Source organism: Pseudomonas sp. ANT_J12, assembly GCF_008370045.1.
Taxonomy (GTDB): domain Bacteria; phylum Pseudomonadota; class Gammaproteobacteria; order Pseudomonadales; family Pseudomonadaceae; genus Aquipseudomonas.
In genome coordinates this window covers 21242-35534 of record NZ_VOBN01000009.1, presented here as the reverse complement: position 1 = coordinate 35534, position 14293 = coordinate 21242, and the positions used below count along the sequence as shown (strand labels likewise).

The 14293-nt window shown below is 60.8% G+C and carries 14 protein-coding genes; 5 read left to right on the top strand and 9 right to left on the bottom strand.

Annotated features, from left to right (window positions below; all coding sequences use genetic code 11):
* Positions 1–12 precede the first annotated feature (12 nt).
* The 4 genes from lpxK to FQ192_RS19245 all read right to left on the bottom strand — a co-directional run bounded on the left by lpxK (position 13) and on the right by FQ192_RS19245 (position 4407).
* Positions 13–1023, bottom strand: a complete 1011-nt coding sequence (gene lpxK, locus FQ192_RS19260; protein ID WP_149659979.1) for a tetraacyldisaccharide 4'-kinase — start codon at positions 1021–1023, stop codon at positions 13–15.
* Positions 1023–1451 (bottom strand): biopolymer transporter ExbD, encoded by a 429-nt coding sequence (locus FQ192_RS19255; protein WP_133838401.1) that lies wholly within the window; start codon positions 1449–1451, stop codon positions 1023–1025. The genes lpxK and FQ192_RS19255 overlap by 1 nt, the downstream gene beginning before the upstream one ends.
* Positions 1448–2086 carry a MotA/TolQ/ExbB proton channel family protein gene (locus FQ192_RS19250; RefSeq protein ID WP_178129169.1) on the bottom strand — a complete coding sequence of 213 codons (639 nt, stop codon included), beginning with the start codon at positions 2084–2086 and terminating at the stop codon, positions 1448–1450. The genes FQ192_RS19255 and FQ192_RS19250 overlap by 4 nt, the downstream gene beginning before the upstream one ends.
* 86 nt (positions 2087–2172) lie before the next feature.
* Complete coding sequence (locus FQ192_RS19245; RefSeq protein WP_149659978.1) at positions 2173–4407, bottom strand: DNA internalization-related competence protein ComEC/Rec2; 2235 nt, start codon at positions 4405–4407, stop codon at positions 2173–2175.
* A 136-nt stretch (positions 4408–4543) separates the two neighbouring features.
* On the opposite strand from FQ192_RS19245, the gene FQ192_RS19240 reads away from it, so the two are divergent.
* The gene (locus FQ192_RS19240; RefSeq protein WP_149659977.1) at positions 4544–5059 is read left to right on the top strand and encodes a DUF2062 domain-containing protein; all 516 of its coding nucleotides are present in this window, start codon (positions 4544–4546) and stop codon (positions 5057–5059) included.
* Between the two features lie 168 nt (positions 5060–5227).
* Here the strand turns inward: FQ192_RS19240 and FQ192_RS19235 are convergent, their stop codons facing one another.
* The 4 genes from FQ192_RS19235 to FQ192_RS19220 all read right to left on the bottom strand — a co-directional run bounded on the left by FQ192_RS19235 (position 5228) and on the right by FQ192_RS19220 (position 8395).
* A complete protein-coding gene (locus tag FQ192_RS19235) occupies positions 5228–6007 on the bottom strand; it encodes an ABC transporter permease (protein WP_123407003.1) in 780 nt (259 codons plus the stop codon).
* Complete coding sequence (locus FQ192_RS19230; RefSeq protein WP_149659976.1) at positions 6004–6936, bottom strand: ABC transporter ATP-binding protein; 933 nt, start codon at positions 6934–6936, stop codon at positions 6004–6006. Before FQ192_RS19230 ends, FQ192_RS19235 begins: the two co-directional genes overlap by 4 nt.
* 132 nt (positions 6937–7068) lie before the next feature.
* Positions 7069–7692 (bottom strand): glutathione S-transferase family protein, encoded by a 624-nt coding sequence (locus FQ192_RS19225; RefSeq protein WP_149659975.1) that lies wholly within the window; start codon positions 7690–7692, stop codon positions 7069–7071.
* A 43-nt stretch (positions 7693–7735) separates the two neighbouring features.
* Entirely contained in the window at positions 7736–8395 is a 660-nt protein-coding gene (locus FQ192_RS19220) for a transglutaminase family protein (RefSeq protein ID WP_149659974.1), read from the bottom strand.
* A 249-nt stretch (positions 8396–8644) separates the two neighbouring features.
* Between FQ192_RS19220 and FQ192_RS19215 the strand changes: the two genes are divergently transcribed.
* Positions 8645–11092, top strand: coding sequence for an acyl-CoA dehydrogenase (locus FQ192_RS19215; protein WP_149659973.1), 2448 nt, complete (start codon positions 8645–8647; stop codon positions 11090–11092).
* A gap of 65 nt (positions 11093–11157) precedes the next feature.
* A complete protein-coding gene (locus FQ192_RS19210) occupies positions 11158–11565 on the top strand; it encodes a PA2817 family protein (protein WP_149659972.1) in 408 nt (135 codons plus the stop codon).
* A 148-nt stretch (positions 11566–11713) separates the two neighbouring features.
* Here the strand turns inward: FQ192_RS19210 and FQ192_RS19200 are convergent, their stop codons facing one another.
* A complete protein-coding gene (locus FQ192_RS19200; RefSeq protein WP_149659970.1) occupies positions 11714–12712 on the bottom strand; it encodes a LysR family transcriptional regulator in 999 nt (332 codons plus the stop codon).
* A gap of 90 nt (positions 12713–12802) precedes the next feature.
* Between FQ192_RS19200 and FQ192_RS19195 the strand changes: the two genes are divergently transcribed.
* Both FQ192_RS19195 and FQ192_RS19190 read left to right on the top strand, forming a co-directional pair.
* Positions 12803–13429: an alanyl-tRNA editing protein gene (locus tag FQ192_RS19195; protein WP_149659969.1), complete on the top strand. Its 627-nt coding sequence runs from the start codon at positions 12803–12805 to the stop codon at positions 13427–13429.
* A gap of 92 nt (positions 13430–13521) precedes the next feature.
* Entirely contained in the window at positions 13522–14292 is a 771-nt protein-coding gene (locus FQ192_RS19190; protein WP_149659968.1) for a 2OG-Fe(II) oxygenase, read from the top strand.
* Position 14293: the final 1 nt, after the last annotated feature.

Genomic DNA, 14293 nt, shown 5'->3' with positions numbered 1-14293 from the left:
GATAAAACGGTTTTAAGGCAAAAGACGAGCCGGCAACAGGCGCATCAGCTGCGTATCGAACCAGGCCACGAAGGCCGGCGATGGCACAGCATCGACCGCCAGGTACCACCAATCGGCGGCGGCAAAGGCACGGCACTTCACCGCATCCTTTTCGGTCATCACCAACGGCAATGACGGTGTGAAATTCAAGGCCTGCACGCTGTACTCGGCGTGGTCGGCAAATGCATGGGGTATTGGCCGCCAGTGTAGCGTTTCGAGGGTGGTGAAGAAACGCTGGGGATTGCCGATTCCGGCCACGGCGTGCAGGGCCTGGCCTTGGGCAAAGTGATCCAGTGGCTTGCGTTCGCCGCTTTTCAGATTGAGCAGCGCGGTGGGTTTTAGCTGGAAGGCAAAACCGTCGTCGCGATCAGTGGCGGCGCCGTTGTACAACACCGCGTCGACGCTTTGCAGGCGTTCGATCGGCTCACGCAACGGCCCGGCGGGCAGGCAGCGCTGATTGCCCAGGCCACGGGCGGCGTCGATCAGCACCAGCTCGAGGTCGCGGGCCAATCGATAATGCTGCATGCCGTCGTCGGACAGGATCAGATCCAGCGGTTCACTGGCGAGCAAGGCTTTGACGGCGCTGCTGCGATCCGGGTCGATCATCAACGGCACACCGGTGCGCTGGACGATCAGCAAAGGCTCATCACCGGCGATGTCGGCACCTTGATCGGCCTCGACCCGCCATGGCAGTTGCGGCGGTTTGGCCCCGTACCCACGGCTGACCACGCCGACCCTCAATCCGTGGCGCTGGCAATGTTCGATCATCCACAGAATCAGCGGCGTCTTGCCCGTACCGCCGACGGTGATATTACCCACGACGATCAGCGGCACCGGCGGCTGGTAAATCTCACCCTCGCCCGCCAGAAAACGCTTGCGCTTGCCCGTGACCACGCGCCGATACAGCCATTCCAGCGGCTGCAACAGCTTCAGGGCCGGATGACCGGCATACCACGCGGCGAGCAAACGATCGGACATGGCCATCAGGGCGCGGGCGCCGCCTCGACCGTGGTCATGCGCAAGTGGCTGAAACCGAGCTTGCCGGCGGCGTCCATGGCAGTGATAACGGATTGATGCTGGGTCTTGCCGTCGGCACTGATGGACAGCGGCAGGTTGGTGTCGCCGTTGGATTCTTTCTGCATCGCGTCCATCAGGCTGGCCAGGTCATTCTTCGGCAACAACTGATTGTTGACCGAAAACACGCCCTCGGCGCTGATGGCGACATCCAGTTGCTTGACCTGCTGGTCTTCAGCCGGCGAACCGCTGACCGCTTCCGGCAATTCGACACGCAACTGGGTTTCCCGGGTAAAGGTGGTGGTCACCACGAAAAACAGCAGCAGGACAAACACCACGTCGATCAGCGACACGAGATTGATGTCTATGTTTTCCCGTTGCTTGCGGCGGAATTTCACGCTTTTTTGCCCTCGGACAGGTCCACGTCACGGTCGCCCTGCACCACTTCAACCAGCTTGATCGCTTCCTGCTCCATCTCCACCACCAGCTCATCGATGCGCCGTTGCAGGAACCGGTGGAAAAAGACCGACGGGATACCGACGATCAGGCCCGAAGCCGTGGTGATCAAGGCCTTGGAAATACCGCCGGCCAGCACGGCGGCGTTGGTGGTCATGCCCGTGCCCATGAACGAACTGAAGATATCGATCATGCCCAGCACCGTCCCCAGCAACCCGAGCAGCGGTGCCATGGCGGCGATGGTGCCCAGCGCATTGATGTAGCGTTCCAGCTCGTGGATGACCCGGGCGGCAGCTTCTTCAATGCACTCTTTCATGATCTCGCGACCATGCTTGGAGTTGGCCAGGCCGGCGGCGAGGATTTCGCCCAGCGGCGAGTTGGCGCGCAGTTCCTTGAGCTTTTCTTTATTGAGTTGTTTGTCTTTGATCCAGACCCAGACCTGCCCGAGCAAATGCTCCGGGGTCACACGGCTGGCGCGCAGGGTCCACAGGCGTTCGGCAACGATCGCCATGGCCACGATGGAACTCAGGATGATCGGAATCATCATCCATCCGCCGGATTTAACCAATTCCCACACAGTGACAGTCCCCTCGAAAAAGTGCGCCACTCTAACATAGGGGGTCGGCGCACCGAAGACCGGGATGTCGCATCCCGTCTGGCGGGTCATTTGTTCATCGCCGGCGCATCGCGCCAGAAGCGCCGTTGTTGACGCATCGTTCGCGGGGGCTCGAAGTTTCCCAGCAGCAGACGGACGGCTCCATGCTCGACGCTGTCGTAGATGCGCAGGCCACGCTTGCGATAGCGCGCCATCACCGTGGGATGGGGGTGGCCGAAGGAATTGCCGTGACCTCGGGAAATCAGCACGGCGTTGGGTTGCAGTGCGCTGAGCAGCACCATGGAGGAGGAACTGCGGCTGCCGTGGTGCGGCGCCGCCAACCAATCGGTGGGCTGCGCCAAAGGGCTGTCGAGCAATGCCCGTTCGGCGTGGGTGTCGATATCACCGGTCAGCAGCAAGCGTTCGCCATGGGCTTCGATCTGCAGGACACAGGACTTCTGATTGCTTTCGCTGGCCGAGGACCATTGCCAGAGCTGGAACGTCACGCCATCCCAGGTCCATTGCCGGCCGCTCTCGCAGCCTTCGGCTTGTAATTCGACGGGCAGCGCCAGTGGATCGCCACTGATCACCCGCGTGACTGGCAGCCCTTCGTTGATTGCACGAGCCCCGCCAGCATGGTCGGCGTCGGCATGACTGATCAACATCACGTCGAGGCCGCGTATGCCCAGTTTGCGTAATGACGGCAGTACCACGCGCTCGCCAAGGTCGAAATCACCGAAACGCGGGCCGGCGTCATACAGCAGCGTGTGCTGGCGAGTGCGCACAAGGATTGCCAGGCCCTGGCCGACATCCAGCTGCCAGATCTCGGCCAGGCCTTCGGGCACTTCCTCGCGCGGCGGGAAGACCAGCAGCAACAGCATCGGCCAACCCAACGGACGCAATGGCACGCCTCGGGGCATCAATAATAGAAAGGCGCCCAATACGCCGATGGCTCCGACCCATAACGGCACCGCCACCGGCACCCACGCGGGCATCTGATTCGCCATCAACGCCAGCCCCTTGAACAGCAAGTCGATCAGACCACCCGCCAGCCACAGCAACCCTTCCCCCACGTAGGGCACCGGCAACAGCAAGGTCCCGAGCAACGCTGGCGGCAACACCAGCAGACTGATCCACGGCACCGCCAGCAGATTGACCAGCGGCCCGCTGACACTTATCGGTAATCCCAGCACCAGCAGCACCGGACAGAGGCCGATCGCGATCAACCATTGGGCGCGGGTCCAGGTTTGCCACCAGCGCCAGGGGCCGAGCCGGCCGCCAAAGGTAAAAATCAGCACCGCCACGGCGGCAAAGGACAACCAGAAACCCGGCTGTAGACTCGCCAGCGGATCCAGCAACAGAACGCCATCGAGCGCCAGCAACAGCGGCCACCAGGCACCTAGATGGCGAAAACGCAGGCGCCACAACAGCACCAGACCGATCATCACGCAGGCCCGTCGCACCGGCACTTCGAACCCGGCCAGCAGTCCGTAACCGAGGGCTGCCCCAAACGCCAGCCCACAGGCCCACGGCATCCAGGGCCAGCGTCCGGGCCACAGGCCATAACGGGCCAGCCCGGCGATCAGCAAATATACGGAGCCAGCGAGCAAACCGATGTGTTGCCCGGAAATCACCAACAGGTGCACGGTGCCGGTGTCTTGCAACACCTGCCAGTCCTCGCGGCTCAACCCGGCGCCATCGCCCAGCACCAACGCCGCCAATGCCCCCGCTCGCCCTTGGGCATCGACACTGAGCAAACGCTGGCGGATACCGTCGCGCCAGGCCCAGCGGGCAGGTGAAAGGCGTTGGCCATCCTTGACCGTGCCAGTGGCGCCGATGCCCTGAGCCAGCAGCCAGGCGTCGTAATCGAAGGCATGGGGATTGAGCAGCCCGGTCGGGCGCTTCAACTTCACCGCCAGGCGCCAGCGCTCGCCGCTGTTGACCGGCGGCCCGTCGTACCAGGCCAGGCGCATCAGTGACGGCACCTTGCCGTGTCGCGAGCGCGCGTCCGCGAGCTCGAAACGCACGACCGCTTCATTGTTTTGCGGCAATCCGGTTATCCGACCTTCAACCCAGCGGGTTTCGCCGTCCAGTCTCACCGACAATCGATCATTCAGTGCCAACTGCGCCTGACCACAGGCCCAACTGAAACCGAACAGGAAAAACGCCAACGGATACGTGCGAAACGGCAGCAGCATCAACGCCACCACCGGCAGCAACAGCCAAAACCAGACCGGCGGTAAAACCGGTAAAAAACGCAGCGCCAGCAACCCGAGCGCCAGCGCCACCATCCCTGTGCGCATAAGCCCGTCCTTGAGAGTCCCTTTTCAAGGCATAGCCGGTTGATCGCACGGCCGTCGTTATCAATTGTCACAAAGTCTGAATGGGCCACCCATAGAATCCAGACATACTTGCCGCCTTAACCGACCGAGAAGCCTTATGCCCCGGCGCTTATTCAAACGCTACATGCCAGACCCGACCAGCATCAGGGAACACAAATCCTTACGCTTTCTCGGCACGCTGCTGCATGACCCCAACCTCTGGCACCTCAATCGTCATTCGGTGGCCCGGGCGATGGCGGTCGGTCTGTTCGCGGCGTTCCTGCCGATTCCCCTGCAAATGCTATTGGCCGCGATCCTCGCGATCATGGTTCGCGGCAATATGCCGATTGCGGTCAGCCTGGTCTGGCTGACCAACCCGATCACCATGCCTGCGGTGTTTTTCTGCACGTACCAGACCGGTGCGTGGCTGATGGATGTGCCCGCCCGGCATCTGCCCGATGAGTTGACCTGGGAGTGGATCAGCAGCCAGCTCTCGACATTGTGGCAACCGTTTTTGCTCGGGTCGGTGGTGACGGGGTTGGTGCTGGGCGCCCTCGCCTATTGCCTGACGATGATGTATTGGCGGTGGTGGGTGGGACGGCAGTGGGCGCGGCGCAGGAAAAACCGGATGTGAGAATGCAAAACGGCCTCCGCTTGGGAGGCCGTTCTTTTTGTGGTGTCTGGACGGGCGCCTTCGCGGGCAAGCCGCGCTCCTACAGGGTTGCGTCGTTCGCGTATCGGCAAACGACACAAAACCTGTAGGAGCGAGGCTTGCCCGCGAAAGCCGCGACGCAGTCCTGGATCAGGTCCGCATCCCGCGCCCACTCACCAGCAACCGCGCACAACCGATGTACAAGGCCACGGTCGCGACCAGCATGAAGGTGATCGCCACGCTGATCTTGATGTCCGAAACACCGAGGATGCCGTAACGGAAGGCGTTGACCATGTGCAGCACCGGGTTGGCCAGGGACACGGTCTGCCAGAACGGCGGCAGCAAGGAGATCGAGTAGAACACCCCGCCCAGGTACGTCAGTGGCGTGAGCACGAAAGTCGGGATGATCGAGATGTCATCGAAGTTGCGCGCAAACACCGCGTTGATAAAGCCCAGCAGCGAGAAGATCGTTGCGGTCAGCACCACCACCAGGATGGTCACGCCCAGGTGATGCACCTGCAAATCGGTGAAGAACAGCGACAGGATGGTCACGATAATCCCGACCATCAACCCGCGCAGTACGCCGCCCAGGGTGTAGCCGATCAGGATCGTGTGCGGCGACACCGGCGACACCATCAATTCCTCGATGGAGCGCTGGAACTTGCTGCCGAAGAAACTCGACACCACGTTGCCGTAGGAGTTGGTGATCACCGACATCATGATCAGCCCCGGCACGATGTACTCCATGTAGGTGAAGCCACCCATGCCGCCAATCTGCTTGCCGATCAGGTTACCGAAGATCACGAAGTACAGAACCATAGTGATCGCTGGCGGCAGCAAGGTCTGCGGCCAGATCCGAGTGAAGCGCTTTACCTCGCGGTAAACGATGGTATTGAGGGCAACGAGGTTGGGTTGCAGCTCGGAACTCATACCGCCACCTTCGACAGATTTTTCTCCACCAGGGACACGAACAACTCCTCGAGGCGATTGGTTTTGTTACGCAGGCTCAGCACTTCGATGTTCTGCTGCGCCAACTGGGTGAACAGCGCGGTGATGCCCATAGCTTTGTCGACCTGGACTTCCAGGGTATGACCGTCGAGCAGTTTGGTCGGGTAGCCGAGCAACTGCGGGACCACATTCAGGGTGTTCTTGATGTCGAGCAGGAAGGTTTCCACATGCAGCTGGCCAAGCAACTGCTTCATGCTGGTGTTCTCGACGATGGTGCCGTGGTCGATGATCCCGATGTTGCGACACAACTGCTCAGCCTCTTCCAGGTAATGGGTGGTGAGGATGATGGTGATGCCTTTCTGGTTAAGCTCGGTGAGGAAGGTCCACATCGAGCGACGCAATTCGATGTCCACCCCCGCCGTCGGTTCGTCGAGGATCAGCAGGCGCGGCTCGTGAACCAGGGCGCGGGCGATCATCAAGCGACGTTTCATGCCGCCAGACAGCGAACGCGACGGCACATCGCGTTTATCCCACAGGCCCAGTTGCGTCAGGTATTGCTCAGCGCGTTCCTTGGCGATTTTCGGCGGGATGCCGTAGTAACCGGCCTGGGTCACGACGATGTCGAAAGTCTTTTCGAACTGGTTGAAGTTGAATTCCTGGGGCACCACGCCGATGGAGCGCTTGAGTTGCGCAGGATTTTTGTCCAGGTCGTGACCGAAGATATTCACCGTGCCCGTGGTCTTGTTCACCAGGGTCGAGAGAATGCCGATGGTCGTGGATTTGCCGGCGCCGTTAGGGCCGAGCAAGGCGAAAAAGTCACCTTCGGCGACGTCCAGATCGATACCACTCAAGGCCTGGAAACCGTTGCCGTAGGTTTTGGTTAGCTGCCGGATGGACAGAGCGGAACTCATATCGGGATACGCACCAAGAAGGGAGGAAAGGAATAAATAAGGGCGGGCGGCGATCAATACAACCACGGCGCACGAGCGCAATGGTGCTTGTCGCCGCCACACAAGTACAGTCAAGTGTGTCGATAGTGAGTATTAAGTCAACGCGGTCATGACGGCTTTCTGATACGCCGGGCGCTGTTTCAATCGTGCATACCAGGCTTCCAGATTCGGCTGTGGCGCCCGCTCGATCGGCATCTCGAACCAGGCATAAATGAAGCTGCCGAGGGGAATGTCGCCGATGCCGATTTCATCGCCGGACAGGTAGGGCTTGGCAGCCAGCGCCTGATCGGCCATCGCTAGCAGATCGTTGCATTCCTTGATCGCCGCGTTGATGGCGGACCAGTCCTGCTGCTCTTTCGGCGTGCGCAACACGCCCCAGAACACAGTGCGGAACGGGCCGGCGAAGCTCGACGTGGTCCAGTCCATCCATTTATCGGCGGATGCCCGGGCCTGGAGATCTTGCGGATACCAGTGCGTTTCGTTGGCATGCCGCGCCATCAGGTAACGCACGATGGCATTGGATTCCCACAGCACGAAACCGTCGTCCTGGATCACCGGCACCCGGCCATTGGGGTTCATCGCCCGGTACTGCGGCGTGTCCACCACACCGAACGCACCACCGGCATCGATGGCTTCATAGGCCAGGCCAAGTTCCTCGGCGGCCCACAGTGGCTTCCTGACATTCGACGAGTTTTTCCGACCCCAGATCTTCAGCATGACCGCCTCTTTATGGATGAATGCGCTGGCAGCATACGCCGGATCAGGCGCGACTCAAATCACTCTGCATGTCCCCCAACAGCACCGGCAGTTGTTCGCCGAAGAGGTGCGGGTAGCACTTTTCCAGGTGCGCGAAAAAGAACGCTTCGGGCACATCAGGGAACTGGCCATGGTCCACCAGGTATTCCATCAACGGCGCGCCGTCGCGGTTGAAGGGATGGAAAACGCTGTCGTTGATGCCATCGAATTCCAGCGGCGCCACATTGAACAACTCGCACAATCCTTGATTGAACGCTGGCGTGGCTTTGACCCAGCGTCCGTTCAGGTACAGCTCGGTATAACCGTGCATGGCGAACACGTCGCTCCTGAGCAGTTCGAGCAGGCGCGGGGTCGACAGGTGATTACGCACGTCCGCCAGGCCAATGCGCGCCGGGATCCCGCAATGCCGGGCGCACCCGGCCAGCAAGGTGGCCTTGGGCACGCAATAACTTTCGCCGGTCGCCAAGGCGTAACTGCCGCGCAAGGTGTCTGGGTCGCGGCTGAAGGTGTAGGGGTTGTAGCGCACGGCCTCGCGCACCGCGTAATAGAGATTGATCGCCTGCTCGCGCGGATCGCGACTGGCACCGCGATGTTTTTCAGCGAACTCCACCACCGCAGGGTGGTCACTATCGATGAAGCGGCCGGGACGCAGATACTCGTGCATGAGGTCGATCTCCTGGGGGAGCCTCGAGTCTAACGACACCTTCAGCACAGAGATAACGACGATTCGGCCAAACATGGGCGCTTTGCCGCTCACCTTGCGAACGATTTCCGAGGCCGGTTGCCAACAGGTCTTACAAAACCCATCCAAGGTTTCCCACGATTTCAATCACATTGCTCTGACCACCCGAAATGGCGGATGCCGTCTAAGCTCTGAACGTTGGTTTTGCCCTGGTTTCACGGAGGATTAAATATGCTGTTGTTGTGGATACTGGTTCTGATCGTCGGCATCGCCTATTTGGCCCACCGCCGCATCTCCCCGCTGCCGGCCTTGTGCATCGTTGCGGTCTATGTCGTTGCGATGGGCGCCTTCAGCCATGCACCGGGCTGGCTGCTGCTGGTGCTCTGGGTGCTGATCGCCGCCGTTGCGGCACCGCTATTGCTGCCTGACCTGCGCCGCAAATACTTCAGCGCGCCGCTGTTCAGCTGGTTCCAGAAAACCCTGCCGCCGATGTCGCAAACCGAGCGCGACGCCATCGATGCCGGCACGGTCTGGTGGGACGGTGAGCTGTTCAGCGGCCGTCCGGACTGGGACAAATTGCTGTCCTATCCCAAAGCGCAACTGAGCGAAGAGGAACAGGCCTTTATCGATGGCCCGACCGAAGAACTCTGCGCCATGGTCAGCGACTGGCAGATCGGCCAGGACATGGACCTGCCGCCGGAAGCCTGGGCCCATATCAAGGAAAACGGCTTCTTTGCGCTGATCATTCCCAAGGAATTCGGTGGCAAAGGCTTCTCCGCCTACGCCCACTCCCAGGTGGCGATGAAACTGGCGACCCGCAGCGGCGACCTCGCCTCCACCGTGATGGTGCCCAACTCCCTCGGCCCTGCCGAACTGCTGCTGCATTACGGCACCGACGAACAGCGCAACCATTACCTGCCGCGACTGGCTCGCGGCGATGACATTCCGTGTTTCGCCTTGACCGGTCCGCTGGCCGGCTCCGACGCCGGAGCGATGCCCGACACCGGGATAATCTGCAAAGGCGAATGGGAAGGCCAGGAAACCCTGGGCCTGCGCCTGAACTGGGAAAAGCGCTACATCACGCTCGGCCCGGTGGCCACCCTGCTCGGCCTCGCGTTCAAGGCCTACGACCCGGACCATTTGCTGGGTGACAAGGAAGACCTGGGCATCAGCCTGGCGCTGATTCCGACTGACACCGCCGGCGTTGAAATCGGCCGCCGCCACCTGCCCCTCGGCGCCGCGTTCATGAACGGCCCGAACTCGGGCAAGGATGTGTTTATTCCCCTGGACTTCCTCATCGGTGGCCAGGAAATGCTCGGCAAGGGCTGGATGATGCTGATGAACTGCCTGTCGGTGGGGCGTTCGATTTCCCTGCCGGCGGTGGGCACGGGCGCGGCGAAGTTCACCAGCCTGGTGACCGGCCAATATGCCCAGGTGCGTGAGCAATTCAATGTGCCGCTGTCTGCCTTCGAAGGCATTCAGGAAGCCATGGCCCGTATCGGCGGTAACGCCTGGATGATGGACGCCGCGCGCATGCTCACCGCCAACGCGGTGGACCTGGGCGAGAAGCCGTCGGTGCTGTCGGCGATTCTCAAGTATCACCTGACCGAACGCGGCCGCGAGTGCATCAGCCACGCCATGGATGTGCATGGCGGCAAGGCGATCATCATGGGGCCGAACAACTACCTGGGTCGCAGCTGGAATGGCGCGCCGATCTTCATCACCGTGGAAGGCGCGAACATTCTTTCGCGCAACCTGATGATCTTCGGCCAGGGCGCGATTCGCTGCCATCCGTTCGTGCTCAAGGAAATGGCCCTCGCCGGCCGTGAAGACAAGGATCAAGCGCTTACCGAGTTCGATGGCCTGCTGCTCAAACACATCAGTTTTGCGGTGAGCAACGCCGCCAGCACCCTGGTGCTGAACCTCGGTTTCGGTCATTTCGAACGGGCGCCGGGCAACTCCCTTAGCCAAGGTTACTTCCGCGCCCTCAACCGTCAGGCCGCCGCCTTCGCCATGCTCGCTGACTTGAGCATGATGCTGCTCGGTGGCGAACTGAAACGTCGCGAACGCCTGTCGGCACGCCTGGGGGATGTGCTCAGCAACATGTATCTCGCCTCCGCTGCACTCAAGCGTTATCACGACCTCGATTCGCCAGACCATATGGCGCCGCTGTTTATCTGGGCCATGGAAGAAAGCCTGGGCCAGTCCGAGCGCGCATTGGATGAACTGCTGAGCAACTTCCCGAACAAGGTGTTGGGTTGCCTGCTGCGGGTGATCGTGTTCCCGTTCGGTCGTCGGCACAAAGGACCATCGGACAAACTTGGCGCCGAAGTGGCAGCGGTTATCGGCCGGGCCAAGGGTGATCCGACCCTCGAAGAGTTGCTCGGCGGTTGCTACCGTCCGCAATCCGCCGATGACGCCGTCGGTGCCCTGCAACACGCCTGCAACCTGTTGAGCGCGGCGCAACCGTTGCAGAAAAAACTGCACGTGGCGCTCAAGAGTGGTCAGGTCAAACCGGCTGCCGGGGAGCACGCCATCGATGCGGCACTGGAAGCCGGGGTTTTGCAACCGGGTGAGGCGCAGTCCCTGCGTGACGCCGAAGTGGCGCGACGCAAGGTGATCGATGTCGATGATTTCGACAAGGATGAACTGGCGCTGGCCGACGGAAAGGTCCGCTGATCCTGTAAAAACAGGCGTGGGAGCTTTATACTCCCGCGCCCGTTTTGCTCTTGAGGACTTATCTCGTGTCCAATGTCGTTGCCGATCATCTCGTCTTGCTGGACCACTTGCGCAGCATCCTGGTCGCCGTAGGTGAGGCCGAACAGGTTCCCGAAGAAAGCCATGCCTTGTTCCTGGAGCGCTTCGACGAATTGCGTGCGTTGCTGCCGGTCGATCCGATCGAAAGCCAGTACCTGGGCCAGGACATTCTTTGCCAGGTCATCACCCGCTACCCGCAAATCGCCCACTTGGTGCCGCGCGACCTGCTGTGGTACTTCGCCGGCGACTGCCTGCACTACATGCCTGATGATGAAATCGAGTTGTATCAGGCGCTGGAAGAACGTCGTTTCGAAGCGGAACAGAACGACGAACCGTTCGACTGGAACCAGGAAAAGCAGCTGCTGGCGATGTCGCAGGACGACAGCAAGCACTGATCCCGGATCAGGAACGCAAAAGGCCCGCATGGTGATTCATGCGGGCCTTTTTTTGTGGCATTTGTGAGGACGCCTTCGCGGGCAAGCCTCGCTCCTGCACGGGACCGCGTTCTCCTGTAGAAGCGAGGCTTGCCCGCGAAGAGGCCCGTCAAAGCAACCCATCACTCTCCGGCAACTCATACTCCGCCGCGACCGTGTTCAAGGCACTCGGTTTACCCGGCTTGCTCAAGGTCGGCTCCTTCTCCAGACACTCCACCAGATAATCGATAAACACCCGCAGCTTGGGCGGCAGGTAGCGCGTCGGCGAGTGCAACAACCACGCACCACCATGGTAGGACGCCAGAAACGTCCAGTCCGGCAACACCTGCACGATCAACCCCTGCTCCAGCGCATACCGGGCGGTGAAGTACGGCAAGCTGCCAATCCCGATGTGCTGCAACACCGCGCCCAGTCGCACGCCAGTGTGATTGGCCGCGTAACGCCCGCGCACGCCGACAGTCACGGCTTTGCTGCCTTTCTTGAATTTCCAGCGTGCATCGCTCGGGGTTTCGCCCAGGTAGATGCAACTGTGATTGAGCAAGTCGTGGGGATGGGCCGGCGTACCGTGTTCGGCCAGGTATTGCGGGGTTGCGCAGAGCAAGTGGTCGATGGTCAGCAACTGTCGCCCGACCAGTCCTGCGGGCGGGCAATTGGTAATGCGGATCGCCAGGTCGACGTTGTCATCGATCAAATCCACCTGCCGGTCTTCGAGCAGCAACTCCACATCCACTTTGGGATAACGCCGCAGAAATTCCGGCATATGCGGGTGAATCACAAATCGGCCCACGGCCTTGGGCACGCTGACCCGCACCAGTCCTTCGGCCTCGTGGGTGAACTGGCCGCTGATTTCCATCACCGACTTGGCCGCGCTGACCATCTCCTGGCAACGCTTGAACACCTCTTCGCCACCATCGCTCAGGCGCAGCTTGCGCGTGGTGCGTTGCAGCAAGCGGGTGGCCAGGGCTTTTTCCAGGCGCGAGATGCTGCGGCTGACCGCCGAGGGCGATGAACCCAACTGACGTGCCGCTTCGGAAAAGCTGCCGGTCTCGACAACCTTGACGAAAATCGCCATCTCACCCAACAGCGGCAGCGGTAGATTTATGCTCACAGCGCAACAGTCCTTTGATGATTGAACGGATTATCACGCAATTCCACGCTTCATATAATAAAAATAGAAACTTTAATAAGGGCATGGAATATGACGCTTCGCCTCTTTTTCCATAGTGATGACCTCAAGGCCAATGTGGAAGTCCTGGATTGCACGCCCCACGAGCATGAATTCGCGGTCGTTTTGCGCGCCACACTGTTCCACCCCCAGGGCGGTGGACAGCCTTGTGATACCGGCTGGATCGGTGAAAGCCAGGTACTGCGGGTCGTCCAGGATCCAGACCGGATCGTCCATTACGTCGACCACCCGGTACAACCCGGCATGACCCAGATCCGGGTCGATGAACAACGCCGCCAATTCAATACCCGCATGCATTCGGCCGGTCACCTGATCGGCCACTTTGTTCAGGTCCTGGGCTGGATGCCGATCAAGGCCCACCATTGGCCGGGCGAAGGCCGTGTGCAGTTCAAACCGGCGGATTCGGCTGAAGAGATCGAGGCCCAGCCCCTTCAGGACGGTATCGCGCAGTGGATCGCCGATGACCTGCCGCGCCTGACCTCGCTGCGCGAAGGCGCCCGGGAAATCGGCTTCGGCGAACTGCCGGCCTACGGCTGTGGCGGCACCCATGTACGTAGCCTGAAGGATTTAGGCACGGTCACGATCGACTCCCTTTCACTGAAAAAGGGCACGCTTTCGGTCCACTACCACGTGGATTGAGCTTGTTGGCGATGTCGGCACCTTCATCGCCTGACGCCGGGGGAGCGTGCATTCGCAGGCTCCGTTGACTAATCGATAGATGGACCTAAACCATGATGCTTGACGTCGAGCGTCTCGATGAGACGTGCATAAAAAAACTGGCCAACGAAGAAGTCCTCGCCATTCGCGTCAAAGGCTTCTTGCCTCAACCGCTGGCGGTGCAGATTGGCGACAAGATCCTTGCGCCGGGCTTTGAGGGTTACATCAACGCGCCGAGCATCGGTCGCATCGGCATGGCGTTTTACGAAGCGGAAAACCAGCCGCTGCTGATCGAAGACTATTTCGAACGCGCCACCAGCAACATCGAGGAACTGCGCAATCGCTGTGCGCCCTACTCGTCCCCGGTCGACACCCTGCGCTGCATGCTCGACGAGTCCTGGCCGGCGGGTGCACATCTGGAGAATCTTTACGGACGCAAGATGTATGTGGGCCTGTCCCGGGTGGTGAAACCCGGCGTGTGCTTCCTCGCCCATCACGACATTTTTGCCAAGGACGCCCCGGACAGTTTTCAGGCCCGCAGCCTGGAGGCGCAGTTCGCCTGCAATGTCTACCTGAACATGCCCGCCGAGGGCGGCGCGTTGCAGATGTGGGACCACGACATTTCCCCCGACCGGTTCGACGAAATGCGTGGCGACAGCTACGGCATCGACCCGGCCCTGCTTGGCCCTCCGACCCTGGAAATTCGCCCTGATCCGGGGGATTTCATCATGTTCAATTCGCGCTGCATGCACTCGGTGACCCCGGGCGTGGCCGATCCGCGCTTGAGCCTTTCGTTCTTTGTCGGTTATCGCGGCAATGCTTCACCCCTGACTTTCTGGAGTTGAA